The 26,620-nt window shown below is 47.2% G+C and carries 8 protein-coding genes; all 8 read left to right on the top strand.

The features are described 5' to 3' along the window. Genes MHB85_RS22610 through MHB85_RS22575 form a run of 8 tightly spaced genes read left to right on the top strand, consistent with a single transcriptional unit; the run spans window position 1 to window position 26,612 of the window. The gene (locus MHB85_RS22610) at window positions 1-16,779 is read left to right on the top strand and encodes a non-ribosomal peptide synthetase/type I polyketide synthase (protein WP_341074266.1); all 16,779 of its coding nucleotides are present in this window, start codon (window positions 1-3) and stop codon (window positions 16,777-16,779) included. After that, entirely contained in the window at window positions 16,769-20,968 is a 4,200-nt protein-coding gene (locus MHB85_RS22605; protein WP_341073714.1) for a beta-ketoacyl synthase N-terminal-like domain-containing protein, read from the top strand. Before MHB85_RS22610 ends, MHB85_RS22605 begins: the two co-directional genes overlap by 11 nt. Beyond that, a complete protein-coding gene (locus tag MHB85_RS22600; RefSeq protein ID WP_105599784.1) occupies window positions 20,965-21,222 on the top strand; it encodes an acyl carrier protein in 258 nt (85 codons plus the stop codon). The genes MHB85_RS22605 and MHB85_RS22600 overlap by 4 nt, the downstream gene beginning before the upstream one ends. Beyond that, complete coding sequence (locus MHB85_RS22595; RefSeq protein ID WP_091013872.1) at window positions 21,219-22,370, top strand: acyl-CoA dehydrogenase family protein; 1,152 nt, start codon at window positions 21,219-21,221, stop codon at window positions 22,368-22,370. Before MHB85_RS22600 ends, MHB85_RS22595 begins: the two co-directional genes overlap by 4 nt. Next, window positions 22,367-23,347: an ACP S-malonyltransferase gene (locus MHB85_RS22590; protein WP_105599782.1), complete on the top strand. Its 981-nt coding sequence runs from the start codon at window positions 22,367-22,369 to the stop codon at window positions 23,345-23,347. Before MHB85_RS22595 ends, MHB85_RS22590 begins: the two co-directional genes overlap by 4 nt. Beyond that, the gene (locus MHB85_RS22585) at window positions 23,344-24,663 is read left to right on the top strand and encodes an aspartate aminotransferase family protein (protein ID WP_105599780.1); all 1,320 of its coding nucleotides are present in this window, start codon (window positions 23,344-23,346) and stop codon (window positions 24,661-24,663) included. Before MHB85_RS22590 ends, MHB85_RS22585 begins: the two co-directional genes overlap by 4 nt. Before the next feature lie 28 nt (window positions 24,664-24,691). Further along, window positions 24,692-25,543: a 3-hydroxyacyl-CoA dehydrogenase family protein gene (locus tag MHB85_RS22580; RefSeq protein WP_091013879.1), complete on the top strand. Its 852-nt coding sequence runs from the start codon at window positions 24,692-24,694 to the stop codon at window positions 25,541-25,543. Further along, a complete protein-coding gene (locus MHB85_RS22575; protein WP_374954407.1) occupies window positions 25,533-26,612 on the top strand; it encodes an HAD-IIIC family phosphatase in 1,080 nt (359 codons plus the stop codon). The genes MHB85_RS22580 and MHB85_RS22575 overlap by 11 nt, the downstream gene beginning before the upstream one ends. Window positions 26,613-26,620: the final 8 nt, after the last annotated feature.

The following is a 26,620-nucleotide window of genomic DNA, read 5'->3' as shown; positions in this document are numbered from 1 at the left end:
ATGGTACAAAAAAACGTTGAACTTTCCGAAACACAAAAGGGAATCTATTTTGATTGTCAGGTGAATGATCCCACTTCGTATAACATCTCAGCTTCAATTCAATTTGATCATCTTCAAATGGAGATATTTCGCCGGGCCATCGAATTGCTTATGTATGAGCAAGTGGTGCTACGTACTCGGATTGAGATTCAAAATGATGTACCCGTGTTATCCGTTCTTGAAGATATGGATTATTCACTTACCTTGTGGGACCTAAGTAGCGAGAATCAGGAGAATCCAAAGGAACAACAGTTAGAAGCACTGGTGGATGAATGCATCGGGACACCTTTTGATCTGGAGAAAGGTCCTCTGTTCCGTATAATGATTGTTCAGATGGATAAAAGCCGATATATTCTGACCTTATGTATTCATCATTTAATATGTGATGGCATGTCGCTTGAACTGATGAAAAACAAACTTATTCAGTCATATACGTGTCTTCTTGAAGATCAGCCTGTGGATGTCAAGCTGGATGAAGGATTCATCTCTTATGTTGAGGCAGAGAACAAGAAACTGCACGAAAACAAGTACTCCAAAGAGCGGGAATACTGGTTAAACAAAATGAAGGGAGCGGAACCTCTTTCTCTAAAGCACGACTTTCCAGCAGGTTCTTTACAAGAAGGAATTGGTCATGAACTGCGATTTGATATTTCGGAATCGTTAATGGCTGATATTACACAGATGTCCAAAGATAATGAAGTAACCGTTTTTATGTTCTTTATGGGTGCCTTTGGCATTCTTATGAGTAAATATGTCGGTACAGACGATATCACCTTTGCCTCCCCATATTCTCATCGTCCCGGTATGGACTTGGAAGAAACGATTGGATGTTTTGTCCATATGTTGCCCATGCGATTCCATATTGACCTCGAATCAACTCTAAAACCTCTGCTGCAACAAGTAGCCACAACCTGGATGGATACGTACAGGAACATCGGATATCCCAATAACCTCATTGTCAGAGACAGCATGTTACAGGCTCAACCCGGATCACCATCGTTGTTTGATATCTCCTTTGTTTATGATTCCTATGAGGAAGATATGCTCGGAACTCGTATTCTGGATCAGGATAAGGTTACGTTTCCAGGAGATCTAATGGTGGTGTTGAGCCGTTTACCGCAAGGTGCTCAATTGAAGCTGCAATACAAACCGAGCTTGTTCCGTGAAGATTCAATGGAGCGAATGGGCCAACGATTTCTATACTTGCTGAATCAACTAGTAACCAATTCTGATCAAAAAATCAGTGAGTTTAGCCTCCTAACGCAGGATGAGAAAGAAGACTTACTGTACCGATTCAATCAAACTTCTTATTTTCCCTACACTCCACAACATATTATGGATATTTTTCACGATAAAGTAGCACGTTTCCCGGAGCGGGTAGCTCTAATGGAAGGGAAGCAGCATCAGACCTACGCGCAGGTCAACGCAAAAGCGAATCAATTGGCTAGGCAGATCGTTGCGAGTAAAAAAAGTGATAACGCGGCAGTTGGCGTGCAGATGCCGCGTTCCTCGGATATGGTCATAGCCCTATTGGCTGTATTAAAAGCTGGATGTGCTTTTGTGCCTGTAGACCCTTCCTATCCTTTGTCCAGAAAGGCCTATATTATATCGGATGCAGACATATCCATAGTGCTGGCTATGCAGCCCGAAAAAGATGACGAGACTCTGGATGTCCAGTACATCTACGTTGAGGGAGATCAGGCCTATACAGGAGATGCCTCAAATCTCGAAGAGGCGCTGAATCCGCATAGCCTTGCCTATATCATGTACACATCCGGATCAACAGGCAAGCCAAAAGGAGTCATGGTTGAAAATCATAGCGTAGTCAATACACTGCTTGATCTGGAGCGTCGTTTTCCAATGCAGGCGCAGGATGTTTACTTGCTGAAAACAGCATATACCTTTGATGTGTCGGCCACGGAACTTTTCGGCTGGTTCATGGGTGAAGGCGCACTAAGTATTCTTGAGCCTGGAGCAGAAAAAGACCCTTCTCGTATTTTGTCTACGGTGGCATCACATAAGGTGACCCACATCAACTTTGTTCCAACGTTATTCCGTCTTTTTCTGGAAACGATGGAACTCCGCTCCGATCTGTCAGCATTGGAAACGCTGAAATGGATGTTTGTTGGCGGAGAGGCAGTTACGCCTGACATCATTGAGAAGTTTAACAGGTTAGGCATTAGAGCAAGTCTTGAAAATGTATATGGTCCAACCGAATGCACCATATGGGTTTCTCATTATCCGTTAAGCCATTACGAAGGCTTGGGCAATGTACCGATTGGCTACCCGCTCAATGAGTCCAGATGGTATGTCGTCGGAAATCATGATGAGCTTCAGCCGTTAGGTATTCCAGGGGAGCTTTGTCTTAGCGGTGTTGGGCTTGCACGTGGATATCTGAATCTGGAACAGATGACCCGAGAAAAATTTGTCCCTAATCCTTTCTTTCAAGAAGGACAGGACGCAGCGCATTTCAGGTACATGTACCGCACAGGGGATCTGGTACGTTCACTCCCAAGCGGTACGATCGAATATCTGGGACGCATTGATTTCCAAGTTAAAATTCAGGGAGCCAGACTGGAGACAGGCGAAATTGAGAATACGCTGTCATCCTATCCGGGTGTCATCCAGACCGTGGTAGTCATGAAATCATTTGAAGGTAGGTCCGGCTTGCTGTATGCCTACTATCTGTCAGAGCAGGAGCTGCCTTCTGTCGGATTGAGAGAGCACCTGTCTCGTTCGTTACCGGCATACATGATACCATCCGTTTTTGTACATAAATCCGAATTTCCATTGAATAGCAGTGGGAAGATTGACCGGAAGGCACTCATGGCAGATATTACGCATGCTCACACTTCCAGTACGTTCTATACCGCCCCGTCTTCCGAACTTGAGAAGGTTATAGCCGAAGTGTGGGCCGAAGTGCTCGGTGTTGAGAGAGTAGGGCGCGATGACCATTTCTTTGAATTAGGCGGAAATTCATTTTCTGTCATTCAGGCTCACAATAAACTAAAACATTATACCGATGTGGAGTTCCCTGTTCCTCGTTTTTTTGAATGCCCGACATTGCGTCAATTTGCCGCGCTGGGTCCGAAGGATGAGGCAGTTCGGGTACCGACTGAAAGGGAACAATTGTTTCAACGAAAAGACGGCATTATGCGTGAGGACATTGCAATTGTGGGCATGGCGGTGAATGTGCCGGGCGCTGAGGATATAAGGGAGTTCTGGAGTAACCTGGTTGAACGGCGGGAAAGCATTCACTTTTATAGTGATGATGAATTGAGGGAGCTTGGTGTGGAGGAAGCGCTGCTGCGTTCACCTCGTTACGTCAAGGCAAAAGGACGTGCCAACGGCATCGATGAGTTTGACGCAGGGTTCTTTGCCTATACTCCCGGTGAAGCCAAAATGATGTCTCCCCAATTCAGACTTTTGTATCAGGGAATATGGGAAGCGCTGGAGGATGCAGGCTGCAGACCGGATGAGGCGGGTAAGGTGGGTGTGTTCCTTGGCGGGTCCGATGACTTCGAATGGTACCGTCAAGTGCTTTTTAACGATGCTAACTATAGCAGTAAATACGAAGCATTTACCCTCAGCACCAATCATTTTCTCGCTACCCGAATGGCTTATAAGCTTAACTTAAAAGGGCCGGCCTATACCGCTCTGACGGGATGTTCTACTTCATTGGTTACACCTCATCTGGCATGTCAATCTTTGATCGTTGGAGAATGTGATGTGGCCGTGGCTGGTGGGATCACCGTGGAGTTGCCCAATGAAGGGGGTTACATATTTGAGGATGGCATGATGTTCTCCACAGATGGACACTGTCGTCCATTTGATGCGGCAGCCAGTGGAACCGTCTTCTCCAATGGTATGGGAATTGTGGTGCTGAAGCGGGTAACCGATGCTCTGCGGGACGGAGATCATATCTACGGGGTCATCAAAGGCTCAGCAATTAACAATGACGGACAAGAGAAACTTAGTTTTCTTGCTCCAAGCGTAAACGGACAGGCTGAAGTCATTCAGGATGCTTATAAGGTCGCCGGAGTAGACCCGGAAACGGTGAGTTATATCGAAGCACATGGTACGGGAACGTTGCTTGGTGATCCAATTGAAGTAAACTCGTTAACTCGGGCCTTTGCTTCCGACCAAAAGCAATTTTGTTATCTGGGTTCGGTCAAGGGCAATGTGGGACATATGGATACAGCCGCAGGTGTGGTTGGTTTAATCAAGGTAGCGCTCAGTCTTGGACAAGGTTATATCCCTGGAACAGCGAATTATGAGCAGCCTAATCCCAAGATTGATTTTTTGAATACGCCTTTTAAAGTTAATGCACAAGGGGTGGACTGGAAACAGGGCAATGTTGGAGTCATGCGCGCAGGAATCAATTCATTTGGTGTGGGGGGCACGAATGCTCACATGGTATTGGAGGAGGCTCCCGAGATGGAGAAGTGCAGTCCGGATGATGACGTAAATATATTGCTTTTTTCCGCCAAAACAGAGTACTCGCTGAACCGCACCGCTGAACGGATTATGGAACAGCTGACTCAACATCCAGATCAATCTGTGTCCAACGCAGCGTGGACCTTGCAGTCAGGTAGATCTGTTTTTGCGTATCGTAAGGCACTCATTCTGGATAAGACATGGAAGGATAATCCGGACAAGCTGATACAGCAGCTGGGGAAAGCACGCGTATACCATTCAGCTCAAGACACCCGTCCCGTATACTTTATGTTCCCCGGACAGGGCAGTCAGTATCAGGGAATGGGTGCAGAACTATACAGATCTACAGAGCAAGCAGGCCTGGCTCCAATCTTCAGAAGTTATATTCAGGAAATATTGGACCTTCTGCCTGCGGAAGAACGAGAAGATATGCTGTCCGTTGTATACGGGGATCAGCAGCCTGAGCGAATAAACCAGACGGAGTACAGCCAATTCGCACTGTTCATGACCAGTTATGCGCTGGCCAAGTCGCTGCTGGATCTGGGCATCAAGCCAGATGGCATGATCGGACACAGCATTGGTGAATTGGCTGCCGCTGCGGTAGCGGGTGTGTTCGAACTCGGAGATGCTGTCAAGTTAGTTCGGCTTCGCGGACGTCTGATGCAGCAACAACAACCCGGGGTCATGCTTGCCATTATGGCGGATGCACAGCAGGTGAAGTCACAACTGGAGGAAGACATGTGGCTTGCCCTGGTGAATACTACAGGTTCCAGTGTGATTGGTGGGACAGCTGAAGCCATTTCACGGATGGAAGCCAAGGCTGAAGGACTGGGCTGGAAGTGCATTCGTGTGAAGACTTCCCATGCATTCCATACGCCAATGATGAATCAGGCTGCCGAGGAATTTAGACGTTATCTAGCAGAGCATTCACTTCATACGCCACAGATCCCATTACTGTCCAACACCAGTGGAACATGGGCGCTTGGAAATGAAATCACACAACCTGACTATTGGTCCCGTCATATTTTACAGCCGGTGTTGTTTGAATCAAACCTGGCTGAAGTGTTGAAGGATGAGCGGGCTGTATTAATTGAAGTCGGTGCAGGACGAACGCTAAGCTCCTTTGCCAGACAGCACAGTCAATCAAGAGATTCCCAGACGGTACTAAATATGCTACGTCACGTAAGGGAAACAGAGCAGGATAGTATCTATGTGAACCGCAGACTTGCGGAGTTATGGTGCGAAGGCATTGAACCGGACTGGAAGGTGCTCAAAGGGCAGACGGTACGACGCAAATGCTCTCTGCCTACTTATGTTTTCAACAAACAATCCTATCCTGTCAGTGTTTCTCTTTCTGGCTCATCAGCAGCGGAAGGAATGGGTACCGGGGATGATAGGCAGCATGCAGACCAGGGTAAGGGAAGTGGCTCTTCTCTAGTAAAAGGGACAGTTTATACTGGTGGTTCAGACCAACTGAAACAGATTGTCCTGGACGCATATCGAACGATTTTTGGCATCGATGATCTAGATGAAGAGGTTAATTTCTTTGCGGTTGGAGGAGATTCTCTCAAAGCAGTCAGCTTGTCTGCATGGATCCGGTCTCATTTAGGAATTCAGCCTGAGGTAGCAGATATTTTCAATCATTCAACGCCTATTCAACTGGCGGAGCATCTCTATGACATTGCGAAACCAAAAGTGGACCAACAGACAATTCAATCTGCACCCACTATGGATGCGTATCCAATCTCTTCTGCACAGATGCGTATGTTCACACAAGCGATGCTTGATCCAGGTAATACGGCATACAACCTACCGTCTGCAACCATTATTGAAGGTGAATTGGACCGTATAAGAGTTGAGGCTGCTTTGCAGAAGTTGATGCAGCATCATGAGGCGCTCAGAACATCGTTTGAGATACGGGGCGTTGAGATCGTTCAGATCATCCAACCTTCGGTTCGCTTAAGTATGGGCTATGCAGAGCAGCATGTGGCAGATGACCAAGAGTTGCCTGCGATGATCGAGACATTGATTCGTCCTTTTGATCTGGGGAGTGCTCCGCTTATGCGGGTTGAACTGATTAAGATAGGCGAGCGCAAGCACCTGCTATTCTTTGATATTCACCATATTATCGCGGATGGTACATCTGTCGAAATCATTACTCGTGACTTCAATGATTTATATTTTGGCAAAGAGCATGCAGTCCGATTACAGTACAAAGATTACGCGGTATGGCAGCAGCAGCGTCTCGCTTCAAATGAATACAATTCACATCAAACATACTGGCTGGACCATCTTGGCCCTTCTTTACCTGTGCTGGAGCTTCCACTTGACCATGAGCGTCCATCACAGCGATCCATGCAAGGGGGACGTCTCCATTTCACGTTGAATCGTTCGTTAACACAAAACTTGCACGAGCTGGCTTCCTCATCGGAAGCATCCATGTATATGGTAATGCTAAGTGTGTGGAATCTTCTTCTTGCACACCGCTCAGGTCAGCAGGACATTGTGGTAGGAACGCCTGTTGCAGGAAGGATACAAGAGGAGTGGAAAGAGACGGTAGGCATGTTTGTCAATATGATTGCGATGCGGAATTTTCCAACGTTTGATCGTACGTACACTGATTTTTTACGCGAACTTAAACAACATACACTGGATGCTTTTGCGTATCAGGAGTATCCGTTTAATGAGCTTGTGGCACAACTGGGCGTGACACGTGAGTTGAATCGAAATCCGGTATTTGATGTTTGTTTCGATTATCAGAACATGGATTTGCATGGACTTGAACTTCATGGTTTGCAATTCAGTTCTTTTCCGGTGGAGACGGGTACGTCCACTTATGATCTGTTAATGACCTGTCAAGAAAACAGGGAGAAGCAGGTGATTGAAGGATATATCGAATACTCGATGGATCTGTTCCGCCGGGACACAGTTGAAGGTATGATGCAGGAGTTTATCGGACTCTGCCAAGAGGTTGTACAACAGCCCAATCTGTCTCTGAGCGAACTGCTTGAGAGAAACATTGGTTCTCATGAGCACCCAGTCCATCTGCTTGCTGGTCCACGTCTGGATTACACTCCTTCGGTGGGTCTGCATCGGCTGTTCGAGCTGCAGGCAGAACACACACCAGACAAGAAAGCTCTCCTTGTATCATCCGGAGCCGCTTTTACCTACAGGGAGCTTAATGAAAAAGCTAATACGCTGGCTTGGAAGCTTATTGATCAAGGTGTACGCCGGGATGAACCTGTGGGCATATTATCCAGACGTGATGAATCGTTGATCATTATGCTATTGGCAGTGCTGAAAGCTGGGGCGGCTTATGTGCCTCTGGACCCTGCTTTTCCGCCGCAGCGTATCCTGAATATGATCGAAGATAGCAGAATGAACGTATTACTGTGTACGCCTGATGAAGAAGGCACAGTGACTTTTAGCGGAGAGCGATTCGTGTATGATCCAACTGCCCAGGATGTGCGCTCATCCGTTAACCCGGACGTAAACTTCCTGTCTTCGGACCTGTCCTGTGTGATTTTCACCTCAGGATCGACGGGTCGTCCCAAAGGGGTCATGATTACTCATGAGGCGATGGTCAATTTTGTTGAGGACATCAGGCACCGACATATTTTTGCACATGAGACAGATCGCATCATCAGTGTAACGACCATATCTTTTGATATTTTCGGATTTGAAGTGTGGGCACCATTATGCACCGGATATTCGCTGTATCTGGCCAATGAGCAGGAACAGCTTGACCCGGCTCTTGCTTCACGTCGAATACGTGAACATGGTGTTACGCACATTCTTAGCACGGTCTCACGCATTAAGGCATTTGTCGAAAATCCGGAATTCGCTCAGGCGCTGGGCAATCTGCGGTGTGTTCTTACCGGAGGGGAAAATGTCCCTGTGGGACTCCTCACCGATCTGAAGCGGCTTACGCCCGCTCGAGTCTTTAACATGTATGGACCAACGGAAACTACGATCTGGTCAACGACCAAAGAATTGAATGACACAGCCGCGATTACCATTGGCAAGCCCATTACCAATACAGAGATTTATATTCTGAATGATGAAGGTGAAATACTGCCACCTGGAAGTTATGGAGAGCTGTGCATTGCAGGAAAAGGATTATCCCGCGGTTATATGCACAATGCAGCTGAGACCGATGCCCGATTCATTGCAAACCCCAATGTGTTGGGAGGCCGTTTGTACCGAACTGGCGATCTGGCCCGTATACTGCCGGATGGGGATGTTGAGTTAATGGGACGGTTGGATCAGCAGGTGAAGATTCGTGGCTACCGGATTGAACTGAACGAGATTGAGCAGGCAGCGATGAATTATGAACGTGTAAGAGAAGCTGTCGTTAAGGTAGAAGGGGCCGAGCAACATTCATTACAATTAATCCTTTTCTACAGTCTTAAGCCTGGGATTGGGCCTTCCGTTATGGAAGATGAAGACGTACAGCTTCGGACCTGGTTAAAGCAGCGGCTTCCACAGTACATGATGCCTTCTCGCTTGATTTGTCTGGAAAATCTGCCTGTGCTGCCTAATGGCAAACTGAATCGCAATGCCCTTCGTCTGGCTGATTTTGAAACGGGAGAGAAGGCTAATCCGGCTCTGGTTTATGGCTCATCGATTCAAGGAATGGAGCAGGCAAAAGTTGATCTGGAGCAGATGCTTATTGCAGCGTGGAAGGAAATATTGAATCTGGATACGGTTAATATCCATGATCACTTTTTTGACATCGGAGGCAACTCGCTGGGGCTTATTCTGATTAATAATCGGCTGAATGCCTATCTGGATCAAAGCGTTCCGCTGGTGCAATTGTTTGAGCATTCCTCTATTGCATCACTGGTCAATCATCTGGTGGCTGAGCAGATGCTGCCGACAGTTACACAACAGGTGCGAGAGGAGAGCGGGCATATCGCTACGGCTGGATATCCTGTTACGAACCCAGACCCGACAACAGCTCCCAAAGATGATGTGATGAGCACAGTTGAACACAGCAAAGTGGAGCAGAGCAGACTGGCACAGAGCAGACCAAAACAGAGTATCTCGTTTGCTTCAGACCACAGTAGCAGAGATTCTTCGTCGTCGGATATCGCAGTCATTGGCATGGCAGGGCATTTTCCCGGCTCAAGAAATATTGAGGAGTTCTGGGATAATCTAATGGCAGGTAAGGACGGTATCACCCGTCTGAATGAGGAGGATCTAAACGCTGCGGGTGTACGACCGCAAGACTTCAAACATCCTGATTATGTACGGGCCAAAGGTGTACTGCAAGATACTGAGTATTTTGACTCCGGATTTTTCGAATATCCGCATCAGGAATCCAACATGATGGATCCGCAAATACGGCTGCTGCATCAGTGCTCATGGGAGGCGCTTGAGCATGCCGGGTGTGATCCTTACAGTTATGATGGATCTATAGGATTGTTTGCCGGAAGTGGACTGAGCTTACCATGGATGGTGCAATTTCTAGGTCGTTCCGGTAATTTGCTACAGGCTTTTGAAGCCATGACTTTAAATGAAAAGGACTATATTACAACCCGAGTATCTCACAAATTAAATCTGAGAGGGCCGAGTATGGCCGTACAGACCGCATGTTCAACTTCTTTGGTTGCTATCCACCAAGCTGCTGAATCGCTGATTCGTGGGGAGTGTGATGTGGCACTTGCGGGAGGTGTCTCTATCTCCTATCCGCTCAAAGAAGGTTATCGCTGGCATGAAGGCATGATTTATTCAAAGGATGGTCATTGCAGACCGTTTGATGAGCAGGCATCTGGTACTGTGTCTGGTAATGGATGTGGAATGGTTGTGCTCAAGTCACTCCGCGACGCGCAGAGAGATGGAGATCATATCTATGCAGTCATTAAAGGTTCAGCGATTAATAATGATGGCATGGACAAGATTGGATATACGGCACCGAGTGTGGCCGGGCAGGTCAAGGTTATTCAATCAGCCCTTCATCGTTCGGGAGTGTCTCCAAAAGAGATATCCTATCTGGAGGCGCATGGAACAGGAACCAAACTGGGGGACCCGATTGAAATCGAAGCACTCAGGCAGTCATGGGGAACAGATCGTAGAAATTATTGTGCTCTAGGTTCTGTGAAAGCCAATATTGGGCATCTTGATGCGGCAGCAGGTGTCGCCGGTTTTATTAAAACCGTACTGACGCTTTATCACCGGGTGGTTCCGCCACAGATTCATATGAATCGGACGAATCCGATGTTGGAACTGGAGCATAGTCCCTTCTATATCAACAAGGAGCCACAGTCATTAGAAGACGCGAAGCATGTCCTGCGAGCAGGTGTCAGTTCGTTTGGGATCGGGGGTACTAATGCTCACGTCATTCTGGAGCAACCGCCCGTCCAAGAGAGCCAAGCCAATTATGAATCATTGCTTCTGCTGCCCTTCTCGGCCAAAAGTGAATCTGCGCTGGAACGCACGTACGATTCGGTTCTACAGGCGATCCATGCATTGCCGGAGCAGTTGCCCAATGCTGCATGGACGCTACAGAAGGGAAGAAGCAGATTCATTCATCGTAAAGCACTAATCGTTGTAGACGGTTATATTCCGCCAAGCGAGCAGTCTGTAGAGTTTGAGACACAGGCAAGTGTGATGAATGGAAAGCCTAAAGTCATGTTTTATCTCAGCGGAAATGCAAGTTGGGAAGCGCGCAAGATTCGGGAACTATATGCTTCTGTGTATCGCAGCCAGGTCTCAGAGATATTCAAGCAGCACTTTGAAGAGATACTGAATCTCTTTGAGTCCAAGGAACAGTATGCCATTCGCCAGGGTATAGGGCGATCGTTAGCCGATTCAAGGCTTGAGCGCATGCAGTGCTTTGTTGTGCAATATGCTCTTTATAAAACCGTGATGCAGCTTGGTATCAAGCCGGATGCTGTCTGTGGACAAGACGTTGGCGAACTGGTGGGATTGGTTATTAGTGATGCACTTGATCCAGTACATGCCGTTGGGCTTCTATACAATCTGGAGCATTGGTCACTACAAGAAGGAGCATTGTCAGATGCTTTGACAGGAAGGATGACAGATGCAAATGTAACAGACCTTGCGTCGAGTATTGCACCACTGTTATCTCCAAATTTCCTGTTCACGCTGCTAAATCGCAAGACGCTTTCTGAATCTGCTGGGCATACGCTGTGGATCGTTTCGAATCAGCTGCAGGATACAGAACAAATAGCCCCGGATTCATTATCAGAGCCAAACATCATTGCTCTTACTGGAGATCGTCAGAGCTTGCTTGAGGCAGACGTGTATTTAATGAAAGTACTTGCTTTTTGCTGGTGCTCTGGCATGGAGTTGGATTGGGAACAGTTAAACGGAACGGGGCGTAGGCAAAAAATCTCCCTGCCGACGTATTCCTTTGATCCCATTGTTCATCAACATGATGTTGCGTTGTATCAGCTTGCAGGTATGTCGCAGGTTGCAGCGGGTTCTATCGCAGCATTAGACCAATCTCCATCTGGGAAAGTCACGGTTCAACGGACTGATGATGAGATAAGGCATGTATTGTCGCAATTGTGGCAGGAGTTGCTTGGTAATGGAGAAGTCGGCCTTGAAGATGATTTCTTTGAGCTCGGGGGTCATTCATTAAAAGCGATTTCCTTGGCGTCGAGGATTAAAGAAACGTTTGGACTAAATTTGGGGCTGGAAGAGGTTTTTGATCATTCTGTGTTTGAACACATGGTTCAATGGATTGCTGAACACCAGGCCACAAGTGACTCCAATTCAGTGGACCCAATCTTGCCAGTTACTAAGAAAGAGAAATACAAGACCACTTCTGCACAGCGAAGAATGTATGTGGTACATGAGTGGATGAAAGGTGAGAGTACGGCGTACAATCTCGCCAGCTCTTATATGGTAAGAGGAAAACTTGACCCTGCCCAATTCAGAGTAATAATGGATGCACTGGTAGAGAGACATGAAGCATTCCGTACCAGGTTTGAAATGATTAACGGTGAGCTTTTCCAAATTGTCGAGGAGCAGGTTCCAAGCGTGGTGGAGTTGCTGGAATTAGAAACAGCAGGGTTAGAACAGGTCATGGAATGGATAAAGCCTTTTGATCTGACCAGCGCACCATTGGTTCGTGTTAAGCTCATTCGCCTTTCTCAAGAGGAACACATCTTATTCATCGACATGCATCATATCATTTCGGATCAGAGTTCCATTGCGATCCTGATGCAGGATTTTGCTCGCATGTACAGAGGAGAAACATTACAATCTCTTGACATTCAGTATAAGGATTATGCGGAATGGCGTGATGAAGCTGCGTCACACGCACAATCTGTTGAAGACGCCAAGTTTTGGATACGGGAATTTGAGGACAAGCCTGCACCGGTTGAATTGCTTACAGACTTCCCAAGACATGGCGCGTCATCTTACAGCGGAGACAGACGTTCCATTGAACTTGGTGAGTCGTTAAGCACACAGGTCAATGACTTCTGTACTCAACAAGGGCTTACACCTTATATGTTGTTTATGGCAACTTTGAATCTATTAATCTGGAAGTATACGGGTCAAGACGACTTGGTCGTTGGTACAGCGGTTGCGGGGCGTGAGAAGCCAGAACTCAACAACGTTATGGGTATGTTCGTGAACATGCTTGCCATTCGCACCAGCATGGACAGAGAATGGTCCACAGAGACGTATTTGAATGAGATGCGTGGCAAGCTGTTATCCTGTTATGAGCATCAACATTATCCTTATGAAGCACTGGTGGAACAACTTGGTCTATTCGGTGATTTAAGCCGCAACCCCCTATTTGATGTGGTGTTAAATTACATTAATATGGGAACCGATGATCCTGAAGCCGGGGAACTAATGCTTGAACCATGGGTTGAAGGTAAGGTGGATGCCAAATTTGATCTGACTTGGACACTGGTCGAGCACAAGCAATGGTACACGGTTGAACTTGACTATCGCTCGGATTTGTTTAAAGCGGAGTCCATGGAACTGATGCTGGATAAATTCCGGTATATCCTGTCTCAGATCACAACAGGGCATAATGAACGAATTGGTCAGATTAAGCTCACTACACCGGAGGAAGAGGAATGGCTGCTGTACGGAGTCAACGATAATGCCGCTCAGTATCCGCGAGATGCGACCATTTCCCAATTATTCGAGGAACAAGTTCATGTGCATGCACAGAAGACAGCATTGGTCTGGGAAGACGGTGAATGGAGCTATGCGGATCTGAATGAACGTGTTCAGTGGCTGGCGTTCAGGTTGCTTGGACAAGGGATAAAATCAGGCTCCAGTATTGCTCTCATTTTGGACCGTGGACCGATCCAGATGATCAGTATTCTTGCTACACTCAAACTCGGTTGCAGTTATGTTCCGATCGACCCCGCTTCGCCGCCATCGAGAATTGAATTTATTGTGCAAGATTGCGATGCGGCTGTGTTATTGACTGAAACGGCTTATGCCTCCACATGGCAATCTGTAGTTCCTTGTATCGTGCCGGCAGATGAACTGGTAGCATTTGATTCAGGAGACATGCAGGAGCCCGTTGAAGATATGAACACGACCGCTCTTGACCCGGCTTATATCATTTATACATCAGGGTCTACAGGAACCCCGAAAGGGACTGTGATGAGTCATCGCAATGTCACCAAAGTCATGAAAAATAGCAATTTTGTCACCGTCGTGCCAGAGGATCGTATCCTGCAAATTTCTAACTATGCGTTTGACGGTTCCATTTTCGATATTTTTGCTTCATTAATAAATGGCGCTACTCTTGTATTAATCTCAAAAGAGACCACTTTGGATATGGCTCGTTTGGCGGATGTCATCCGACAGCAACGGATTTCAGTATTTTATATTCCGACATCCTTGTTTAATATGCTGGTGGATTGGGATGCTGAATGCTTGAAGAATGTGCGTAGAGTGATGTTTGGTGGTGAAGCTGCATCGATGAGCCATGCCAACAAAGCTCTTGCATGTGTGGGACCTGGCAGACTGTTAAATGGATATGGGCCAACGGAAGCAACCTTTTTTGCCTCCTACCACTTATTACAGCAAACAGAGCCTTATACTGGCTCACTGCCCATTGGTTACCCTCTGTCTAACACAGCTTTGTATGTTCTGGATGATGAGCTGAAGCCTGTGCCACCCAACGTTCCAGGTGAACTGTATATCAGTGGGGATGCGGTGGGTATTGGATATCTTAACCGTGAGGATCTTACCCGAAAACACTTTCTTGATGATCCCTTCCGCAAGGGAGAACGAATGTATCGGACAGGTGACATCGTCAAACGTCTGGCTGACGGCAGTCTGATTTTTATTGAACGTTCGGATTTCCAGGTCAAAATTAGAGGTTTTCGCATTGAGTTATCGGAGATAGGCAATTGCATGGAGCGTCTTTCGGGAGTTCGTGATGCCTTTGTCATGACAGTTACAGAACCATCAGGAAGTCTTTACATTGCCGCTTTTTATACAAGCGACACTGGGGCAGATGTTGAGTATATTCGAAGAGAACTTCACCAGCAACTGCCAGAGTACATGGTGCCTGCACGAATTATTCGAATGGATCATCTTCCGATTAATGCCAATGGCAAAGTGGACCGAAGAGCATTGTCCGAGCATTTGGTTGAAGAGCAGCAGAGGTCTATGGAAGTGAGTTCACCTCAGACAAAAACAGAGCGTGTCATTCTTGCCGCTATGCAACAGATCCTGGGTAATCCAGGTATTGGTGTGGAAGATCACTTCTTTCAAAATGGGGGGCATTCGCTTAAAGCGATTGCAGTCACTCAAATTTTGGCAAAAGAAGGAATTGCCATCAATGTGAACGAATTATTCCAATATCCGACAGTTAGAGGACTTGCCAAATTGGTAGATATTAATCCTCCGGCGTCAGTTTGGTCCGAAGATAGCCTGCATATTCAGTCCCCGATAGTCATACCACAGGACATAACACTTCATGAGAAACAACTGGACAGCCTGGTCCTGCATGTCTTAAACAGCTGCAATCAGGTTTCATCTTTTATGGCTGGCATGACCCCTATGGGTCAATTCCCACTATCTCCAATTCAACAAGCACATGCTTCTACGACTTCACGAGCAAGCGGATTTACAACAACGCTGGAAGGCGAATTGAATGAACAAGCTGTAAAACACCTGATACTTGGGGTTATATCCCGGCATCAGTTACTGCACAGCATAATATATGAGGAAGAACAATTGTATTGGCATCCATGTGATATGTCATTAGCGGCGGACATGCTGCAACAGCTTATCCCGTATCTTGATATTCGTCATTATGCTTCGGCTACAATGGAGCAGCTGGAGTACAGACTGGTTCAGTCTCTGTTACACAAAACGTATACGTTGAAGGAACTACCATGGCGTCTATGTATTTTGCGTACAGGAGCCACAGAGCATAAGCTGATTTGGAGTTTTGATCACCTTGCGTTTGATGGTATGAGTGCCCAAATCATCAAACAACAACTTGAGTCGAAGGCATTATATAGACCGCAAGGTGTAGAGCTCGAGAGTGATCGAAATTATGAGGATTATGTAAATTTTCTGTCTCAAGGCCCCATAGGGGTATCAGAAGATGAAATGAAGAAACAATTTTCGCTTCAGGCATGGCATAGATGTAACACCATCGTCATGAACAAGTTGAAGGAAACAGAAACATTGTCGTCTTCAGCGATGACTGTCGAGTTGTCCCTTGCAGGGAAAGAGCCTGCAGATGTTTGGTGGACATGCTTTGAAACTTTTGCCAACATCATTGCGGCTTATCTGAACATAAGCCAATTGCCAATAGCCCTGGTGTATTACGGAAGGGAGTATGGCGAAGAATCCTACTACGATTATGTGGGAGAATTCCTTGATCTGATTCCAGTGCTGGTAGACAGTGAATTCACACAGGAAGATCTGTTGGAACGTCTGGAATTTACGAAACGACACAGCATTAACTTTATGGCACTTACACATGATTCTTCCCTCTCGGCACAATATGATGGCATACGGGAACAATTGGGAACTGCCTACAGGCAAGCAGAACAGGAGCCGCGTCAGATGATTCTGTTTAATTATCAAGGCTTCATCTCCAGCAGCGAAGCGATCCCAATGTCGTCTCAGTCGTCGGATGACCAAGATTCGAATTCGGGACTCTCCCAATTCGAATGGGTAATTCGCTACGACGAAGAGTGTCTGTACGTACATCTGGCCTGTCAGGCTGGTCTGGACATCAAACGTATGAAACAGCTGATTGATGACAAGCTTGGTAGCGATGTGAAAGTGGTAGTTCACAATGAGGCAATGGAGGTGCAACATGTCCAGTAAATCCATACAGCGAGGACCCGAGCTGATTGTGCCAGAGCATTATTCAACAGTGGCTGAGATGTTAATCTACATTGCAGATACTCATCCGGAAAAGGGAATGACCTATATCAGCTCTTCAGGTGACGAACAGTTTGAATCATATCCTGAATTACTGATGCAGGCGCGCAAGTACCTGCAGTCTCTTCAGGAGCAAGGCATTCAACAAGGACAGGTCGTTATTTTGGAAATTGACCAGTCACAGGAATTTTACCGTACATTTTGGGCTTGTATGCTGGGGGGCATTATTGTCGCCCCTGTTAGTCCTCCAGCCGCCTGGGAACCAGGCTCAGCTGGTCTGGAGAAATTCACGAAAGTGTGGGAGGTACTCGGGCGTCCGGTTGTGATCGTCGAGGAAGCCTACATGCCCAAGTATAAGCAGCTTGCGGAAAGTTCGGTATTCAAAGATCTTATGTTGATTAGCGTGAATCAGCTTCAAGCAGGCCAGCAGATGGCTGATCTATGCCCAACCTCTCCTGATGACATTGTGTTCCTGCAATTCTCATCAGGAAGCACGGGAATTCCCAAAGGTGTGCAGTTAACAAATCACAATATTATCGCTAACAGTATTGCATGCAAGACATTTCTTGGATCTGAAGAAGGAGATAATGTGTTTACCTGGTTGCCGCATACGCATGATATGGGGATATTTGGACAGCATCTGACACCCGTCCTGAGTGGAGCCAACATCATGGTGATGTCACCTTATACCTTCGTACGGTCGCCTTATCTGTTCTTGCGCAAGATTACGGAGCATCAGGGAAAATGGTTTTGCTGTACCAATTTCGGTTTCGAATGGATGGTTCAGAAGATCCCGGATTCCAAGCTCTCAACGCTTGATCTGTCTTCACTGCGTATGACCTTGAATGGTGCAGAGCCTATATCAACGTCTGTTATTGAGCGATTTGTCAAAAAATTCAGCTCTTGTGGCTATCGTCCCAATATGATGTTTCCTGCGTATGGCATGGCCGAAGCGACAGTAGGTGTATGTACCTCCAGACTGGGGGAAGAGCCGCGAATTGAACGTATTTCACGTTCGCGGCTGGTGCAGGATGGACTGGCTGTGCCAGTCCAGCTGCCTAGCAGTGATAGGCATACTTCGGATGTGATCGAATTTGTTCATGAAGGATATCCCATGACAGGGATTCAAATCCGGATTGCGGATGAACAGGGTGAAGTGCTGGATGAGCGGGTTGTTGGCGAAATCCAGATCCGTGGGGAATCGGTAACCTCCGGATATTACAGTCTCCCGGAGATCAATCGTGAAATGTATATGGATGGGTGGCTTCGCACTGGAGACTTGGGTTATATGGCTGATGGCTCCCTGGTTGTAAGCGGACGAATCAAGGACATTGTGTTTATTCGGGGACAGAACCATTATGCGCATGATCTTGAAGAAATTTTGTACCAGAATAGCAGCATTCCTAGAGGGAATCTGACGGTAGTCGGGCACTTTAACAGCCTCAAACAAGTAGAAGAGCTGCTTGTATTTGTTAAATACAAATCGGGCACTCCACAGTTTCTGGATGTACGCCAGGATCTGATCCAACGTATGAGGGCTGGATTGGGTATTGAGATCACCCATGTTCTCCCAATCAAGGTTATTCCCAAAACGACGAGTGGCAAGGTCCAGCGCTTCATGCTGAGAAACGAATATGAGCGTGGAGTATTTACCAAGGACATCGAGGCCATTGAAGAGCTGATTCGCCAAAACACACAACAGCAACAACACGAGACGGTTTCCACATCGTCTTTGGAATATACCGTACGTAAAGCCTGGGCCGAAATTCTTCAATTACCCGCAGGAAAGATTGAGATGGATACTTCTTTTCTCGCACTTGGAGGCAATTCCATTCTCTCCTATCAATTACTTGACAAGCTGTCTGCACATATGGGGCGTGAATTAGGACAAGAACTACTTGTTTTTTGCAGTACAGTACGTGAGATGGTGGAATATCTGCAGGAACTTCCAGCAGAAAAGAAGGACTTTGAACAAGCTGAAACAACAGATAATCACCTGAATGTACATCGTGCTATTGCTATTACCGGGCTGTCTCTGCGTCTGCCTGATGCCGACACCCAAGAGCAGTTCTGGAGCAATCTGGTTAACGGGTTAGATAGTGTTGACCGGGTTAGCTTAGAGCGTGCAACACGTTCCAAGCAACCCGGTTGGGATGACTGGATTGGGGAACTGAAGCAACCGGATACGTTTGATCACGACTTCTTTGAAATCCCGTCTGAACAAGCTGCATTTATGGATCCGCAACATCGGAAGTTGCTGGAAGTTGCTCATGAGGCGCTGGAGGATGCAGGTATGCTCGTGGATCATGAGGAGAAGCGTGATGTGGGTGTGTATGTAGGGATTAACCCAAGCACATACTTCGATCTGGTTGTTGATTATATGAACCGGAGTCTTGGAAAGGCTGTTCATTCTCACGCTATGGTAGGCAATATGTCCAATATTGCAGCGGCCTCCATTTCACACATGTACAATTTTACAGGGCCGGCACTGTCGATAGATACAGCATGTTCTTCTTTTCTGGTAGCACTGACACAAGCTGTGGCGGCCATTCAGGACAAGCGTATCTCTGGAGCAGTTGTAGGTGGAGCGAACATTTTGGCTACACCGCATGTTCATCAACTATCACGCAATGCTGGAATCTGTTCTTCCACTCAACATACGAAGGTATTTGACCGGGAAGCAGATGGTTCAGTCTTGGGAGAAGGTGCTGTTGTTGTATATCTGGAGCCGCTAACAGAGGCAGTTCGCAACAATAAGCATGTTTATGGTGTGATTCGCGGGACAGCGGTGAATAACGACGGATATTCCCTGGGCATTATGGCACCCAACCCTCAGGGACAATATGAGGTGCTCCGTGCCGCTTATCGCGATGCCAACCTAAATCCGAGCGAGATTTCTTATATTGAAGCACATGGATCGGGGACAAGGATTGGAGATCCAATTGAGGTGAATGCCTTGCTCCGACTGTTCCGGGAAAAGGGATGCACAAGCGACAATTCGATTGGATTAGGTTCAGTCAAAACCAATATTGGTCATTTATTTGCAGCCTCCAGTGGAGCCAGTCTTGCCAAGGTTCTGCTCAGTATGCAGCATGGTGAACTGGCACCAAGTCTGCATATGGATAATCCGAATCCGGCCCTACGACTGGACCAATCGCCGTTCCATATTGTTAGCGAGCATAAAACGTGGGATGTACCTGAAGGAAAAACACGGAAGGCAGGCATCAGTTCATTTGGACTGGGAGGTACGAATGCCCACATTGTGCTGGAGGAATGGAAAGCCCCTGTCCGTGCAGTTGCCCCGGCACGAGGCCAGTTGTTAACGTTCTCTGCCAAATCAGAGCATGCTTTAAAAAAGCTGATTGATAACACGGAGCAGTATGTGAAGAAACATGTGGACCTGGCACCAGAGGATCTTTGTTTTACCCGAAACAGATATAGAAAACATTATCGGCATCGTGCAGCAGTAACTGTCAGCTCAACCGGAGAGTGGAGCATCGAAGAGATGGAATTTGGCTTCAAGCCTAGAAACCGAGCTGCTCGTGTCAATATTGTGGTTGGGGGGCATGAGATTTGCGGAGAAGATGAGGCTCAAGCTCGTAAGGTAATCAGGCCAGACGATTCTAATGAAGATACGGTATCCACCTTGAACTACTGGGTGACCTTGCTTGAGACACTTGTACGTCTGGTCCCTTCCATTCAGGAGATTCGAGGAATAGCTGCAGGAGAGGAGCTTGTATCCAGTTTACATCTGGATGGCGAGGAACATCACAGCGCTCATGCAAGCCAATCCATTCCAGTGAACAACAGAGTGACGTTAGACAGTCTGCAAGACACACCTGGCAAGATGGCAAGCGCCGACATTGTAATTATGATTGCTGCAGATCAGACAGTGCAGCAGCTTGAATACAGTGGCAAGGAGAGCTTCATTCGCCTGTCTGCCAAGTCGACGCTTACCATGGAGGATCAGCTTGCTTTATTACTGGGACAGCTTTATGTACGTGGTGCTGCGCTGGATTGGGAACAGTTACATCCGAATGGCTCTGGCCAGATTGTACATCTGCCAGCACATCCATTCGAGCCGTATGTACATTGGATAGATGTGAATCAGGGAACGGAGGTCATGATATGACAAAAGAAGAAATTGAGCTTTTTATCAAAAGCGAGATTGCAGCAGCGTTGAATCAGGAGCCAGAGGACATTGATGAAGAGATGAATTTTTTGAAAATTGGTGTCTCATCTGTGCAGGCGCTCAAGATCATTAACCGTGCGCGCAAGCATCTTCAAGTTGACATCAGTCCGGTTGCGTTGTTTGAATACAAAACAATTGCCGAGTTCGCCGCTTATCTCAATGAATCTCTTCTTCAAGAGGGGGTTGTCGAATGATTGAAGCGGATATAGAGCAAGAGATCATTCATGAAGCTGAATTGTTTGCTGCCCGTGAAATTCGTCCGTATGCTCAACAGATTCAAGAGCAGCAAGCCATTCCCAGAACATTGATCCGTGCCATGGCTGAAAAAGGTTACTTGGCTGCCTCGATCCCCGCTGAATATGGCGGCATGGGTCTCGGCCCCAGGGCGTACGGGCTGTTGACTGAAGTATTTGGCAAGGCTCTTCCAGCCGTTCGCAGCTTGTTAACGGTACATACTTCACTTGTAAGTGAAACTTTGGTACGTTTCGGAACGCCTGAGCAAAAATCGTCCTGGCTGCCCAAGTTGGTGAAGGGAGAATGGATTGCTGCCTTTGGCCTGACTGAACCGGAAGTTGGTTCGGATGCCAAAAGTGTAAAGACCGAGTGGAGAGAAGAATCGGACTGTTATGTTTTGAATGGAAAAAAGAAGTGGATCACGTTTGGACATTTGGCAGATGTATTTATCATTATTGCCTCGAATCAGGGACGAAGCACTGCTTTTTGGGTAGAACGCCAGTTTGAGGGTGTACAGACCAAACCTATTGAAGGTGTCATGGTTGCGGGAGAGACAGGTATAGCTGAGATTGATCTCCATGAGGTGCGTGTACCAAAGAATTACATTATTGGACGTCTAAATGAAGGTTTTGAGTACATCGTAACCGGGGCGCTGGATCAGGGCAGATATAGCATAGCCTGGGCAGGGCTGGCGATTGCGCAGGAAGCGCTGGATGCCATGGTGACTTACTCAAGGAAGCGGAAGCAATTTGATCAGAAGCTGAGTCATTTTCAGCTGATTCGCGGCATGATTGGAGATGCGGTGACAAAAGTCCATGCAGCACGAGCATTATGTTTACGGGCAGCCGAGCTGAGAGAAGCCAGGGACCCGCAGGCTGCCATGGAGACAACAATCGCCAAATATTTTACGTCCAAAGTTGCTGTTGAAGTTGCAAGCGATGCGTTACAGGTGCATGGTGCGAACGGAATTAGTAACCAATATCCTGTTGCCAGGCTGTATAAGGAAGCCAAAATTCTGGAGATTATTGAAGGTTCTTCTCAGATGCAGCAGGAGATGATCTCGCATTACGGATTAAAAGCCTATTACAAGCGTGGCGGTGGCGTATGACGTTTTGTGCGCTATTTCCTGGCCAGGGAAGCCAGTATATCGGAATGTGCAGCGAGTTGTTGGACAGTGAGCCGGAGGCGAATCAGATCTTTGCGGAAGCAAGCGAGGTGATTGGATTTGATTTGAAGGCACTGGTTATGGAAGGGACCCTGGATCAATTGACGGTCTCTGAATATGCTCAGCCTGCTGTACTGACGGCAAGCTACGTTCTATTTGACTCATTTGTTCGCCGGACTGGAATGACTCCAGATTATGCAGTAGGTCACAGTTTGGGGGAGATTTCGGCTTTAGTAGCGGCGGGTGCATTGCGATTTGCTGATGGAATCCGTTTTACAGCTCAGCGTGGTGCGTTGATGCATCGCTCCATTCAGGAGCAAAAAGGAAGAGCGGGTATTGTTGTTGATGTAACCCAAGAAGCGCTTGAAGAATTAGTCGAGAATATTCGTCAGAACGAGTATGTGACGATCTCCGGTTATAATTCACCGGGACAGTTTGTCGTCGCAGGTACTGTGAAGGGTCTTCAACTGCTGGATGATCAGGTGGATGGCTTCGGTGGGGAATTCATTCCTTTTCGTATGATGCCAATGAAGGCAGATGCACCTTATCATAGCGAGTTGATGCAGTTCATTCAGCCTGAGCTTGAAGAGATGCTTGCAGGGGTTTCCTTCTCTGCACCGGTGTTTCCCATATGCTCTACAGTACATGGTGAGTTCATTAGTGGAGCCGAGGACATTCCTCAGCTGCTGAGCAGCCAGCTTTTGCAACCTATTCGCTGGAATCAGGCATTGGCACGCGTTCAAAATCTGGGAGCGACGGTATGGATCGATATCGGTCCAGGCCAGAGCGTAAGAAATATGATGGCTGAGAATAAGACTTTGCCTGCAGCCTATTCGCTGGATGATCCGCAAGATCGGTTCAGGTTATTGGAGCGATATGAAGCAGTAAACCAGACAAGTGGGGGAGGCGATAAGGGATGATCACGGAGATGATGCAGTACAATCAGCGGGTGAAACAATGGCTGCCTGGCGGTGTCCACTATAATTTTCACCTTCCTTGGGAAGAGACGCCGCTCCATTTCAAGCATGCTTCCCGAAGCAGAGTGACGGACATGAACGGCAACGAGTATTTGGATCTATATGCCCGCTTTGGTGCCCTCATTGTTGGCCACGGCAACGAGGAGTATAACGAGTGTCTGAAGGATACCATTGACCGTGTTCTTTCCGTAAGTCATTGCGATCTGGATGCAGAGGCTCTGGAACTGATCCATCAATATGTACCTTCAGCAGAGATGATTCGTTTTGGGTTATCAGGCACGGAGATTGTCCAGAATGCACTTCGTCTTGCCCGGGCGTGGACAGGTAAAAATCGCTTTGTACGTTTTGAAGGCCATTATCATGGCAATGCGGACAATATTATGGGTGGCAAGACTGCACGTACAGGTTTGCCTGTACCTTCAGACTATCCTGGTGACATGAAAGGAACAAAGGGGAGGGCAAGGGATGCCATGGAATCTCAATCCTACCTCCTGCCATGGAATGACGCAGTCCGTCTGGAGGAACTATTTCGCGAGCATGGAGACGACATTGCAGCAGTAATCATGGAGCCGGTTTGTGTAAATGGAGGCGGAGTCATGCCTGCTCCGGGTTATCTGCAAAAAGTCAGACAGTTATGTGACCAGTACCAGGTCGTGCTCATTTTTGATGAGATTATAACAGGATTCCGTATGGGACTCGGTGGTGCCCAACAGTTATTCGGTGTAACACCCGATCTGACTACACTTGGGAAGGCAATCGCCGGTGGCGGAGTTCCGGTGTCAGCCCTGGTTGGCCGAGCGGATATCATGAAGTTGCTTGTAGACAAAAAAGTAATTCATGCGGGTACGTTTAATGGCTATCCATTAGGTACAGCTGCTGTAAAAACTACGCTGGAAATGTTGGGCCGCAATGGAGGACAGGCGATGAACAGCATGAACCGCCACGCTGAGATGATGCATGACATACTCTGCCAGGAAGCAGTGAAGGTAGGTCTGCCTTTAATTGTTCAGGGTCCGTCTGGCTGTGCTTCTTATCACTGTTGCACGGAGCCGCTTACGGATACGGCTGATTATACGTTTGAATTGATGTCTTTTGATATTTTGTTAAATAGCAAGCTTGCTGAGCACGGTGTTCTGGTATCTACGCTCTCGCGAATGTATCCGAATATCCTGCTTGATATGCAGGATGTTGCCTGGTTTAGTGAGCGTGTCCCAGCAGCACTTGCAGAAATGAAAGAGCTCTACGACGAGCTGATCTGATGGTAGCTCAATAAGGAGGTGATTAGGTATGCATAATCGACTCATTGCAATCATTGGCGCAGGGGTGATGGGATGCGCCACAGCACTGGATGTCGCGAGGGCTGGTTATCGTGTGATTTTGCAGGATATTTCGGCATCGGTCATCGAACACGCTCCTGATGTTATACGTCGTGAATATCGTTCAGCTTGCTTCCTGAAGCAAGGGTACGGTCAGGTGCCCTTGGATCAGATCATGGAACGAATTTCGTTCCAGACACAAGATGAAGGTGTGGAAGAGGCAAGTATCATTATTGAAAATGTAACTGAGAATCTGGAGTTGAAAAAGGAAGTTTACGCACGACTATACCACACGGCTCGTCCGGATGCTTTATTTGCGCTAAATACAAGTTGTATTTCCGTGACAAAGCTCGCTTCATTTTTGCCTGACCCAGGTCGAGTCATTGGGGTGCATCTGATGAATCCGGTTCCTGTTAAATCCATGGTGGAGGTGATCAAAGGACATCATACAACGCAGGGTACGGAACATGAGATGGTAGCGTTTTTGGAAACTCTTGATAAAAGTCCAGTTGTCATAGAGGATTTGCCTGGGTTTGTCTCTAATCGCCTCTCGCACTTGTTAATGAATGAAGCGGCGTACATTGTGCAGGATGGGATCGCTACACCCGAGCAGGTAGACGCCATTATGAAGAAGGGCTTCAATTATCAGATGGGGCCGCTGGAGACGGCGGATCTGATTGGTCTGGATACGGTCGTGCATTCATTGAAAGTATTGTACGACAGCTATCAGGACCCTAAATTCCGATGCTGTCCGATGTTGCAGAAAATGGTTGATGCAGGACAGTGGGGGCGTAAGACGGGTCAAGGATTCTATGCCTACTAAGATGAAGGGTGGCATGACCATGGAAAAGCTCAAGGATATCAAATGCATCGTTTGGGATCTGGACCACACCATATGGGATGGAGTTTTGCTTGAATCTGCAGATGTGCAACTGAAGCCGGGCTTAAAGGAGGTGATTGAAAAACTGGACCAGCGAGGTATTTTGCATTCTGTTGCCAGTAAAAATGATGCAGAGCTGGCTTGGGCGAAACTAAACGAACTGGGCATCGCCGAATATTTTCTGTATCCCGAAATCCATTGGGATGCGAAGTCCGTCTCTGTTCAGCGGATTCAGCAGAACATTAATATCGGCATGGATGCCATTCTGTTTGTGGATGATCAACCTTTTGAACTGGAAGAAGTGCAAAGTGTACATGCTGATATCCAGGTACTTCATGCGGATCAATATGAAGCCATGCTTGATGACCCAAGGCTGATGCCCCGATTCATTACAGCCGACTCTGCGTGCAGAAGGCAGATGTATCAGGCGGATACGCTCCGTAAACAGGCTGAGGAACAGTATGAAGGACCTTCAGAACAATTTCTGGCTACGCTCGGCATGAAATTTTCCATCTACGAGGCTACTGAGGATGATCTTCAACGTGCAGAGGAACTTACTGTCCGTACCAATCAGCTAAATGCAACGGGAATTACCTACAGTTACGAGGAGCTGCATCAACTGATGACCTCGCAGGACCATATGTTATTGGTGTGTGAACTCGAAGACAAATACGGAACGTATGGCAAAATTGGACTTGCACTAATTCACATGCAGCAGAAAGTATGGCGGCTAAACATGCTTCTGATGTCTTGCAGAGTAATGTCCAGGGGAGCAGGGAGTGTGCTGCTAACGTATATCATGCGTGAAGCTCAGAAGCAGGGCAAACAGATGCTTGCGGACTTTAGGGATACCGGAAGGAACCGAATGATGAATATCAGCTATCGCTTTGCCGGTTTCAAGCAGCAATCTGCAGATCAGGAAGGAAGAGTACTGTTTTATCATGATTTGCAGCAGGCTGTAGAGTTTCCAGATTACATTGAGGTTTTAGTGCCCGAGGGGCAACATCAATAACAAGGGGG

This window comes from Paenibacillus sp. FSL K6-4396 (assembly GCF_038002525.1).
In the GTDB taxonomy this organism is placed as follows: Bacteria; Bacillota; Bacilli; order Paenibacillales; family Paenibacillaceae; genus Paenibacillus; species Paenibacillus amylolyticus_B.
Note: the sequence above shows the minus strand (reverse complement) of the source record. Positions and strands in the feature narration are given on the sequence as shown.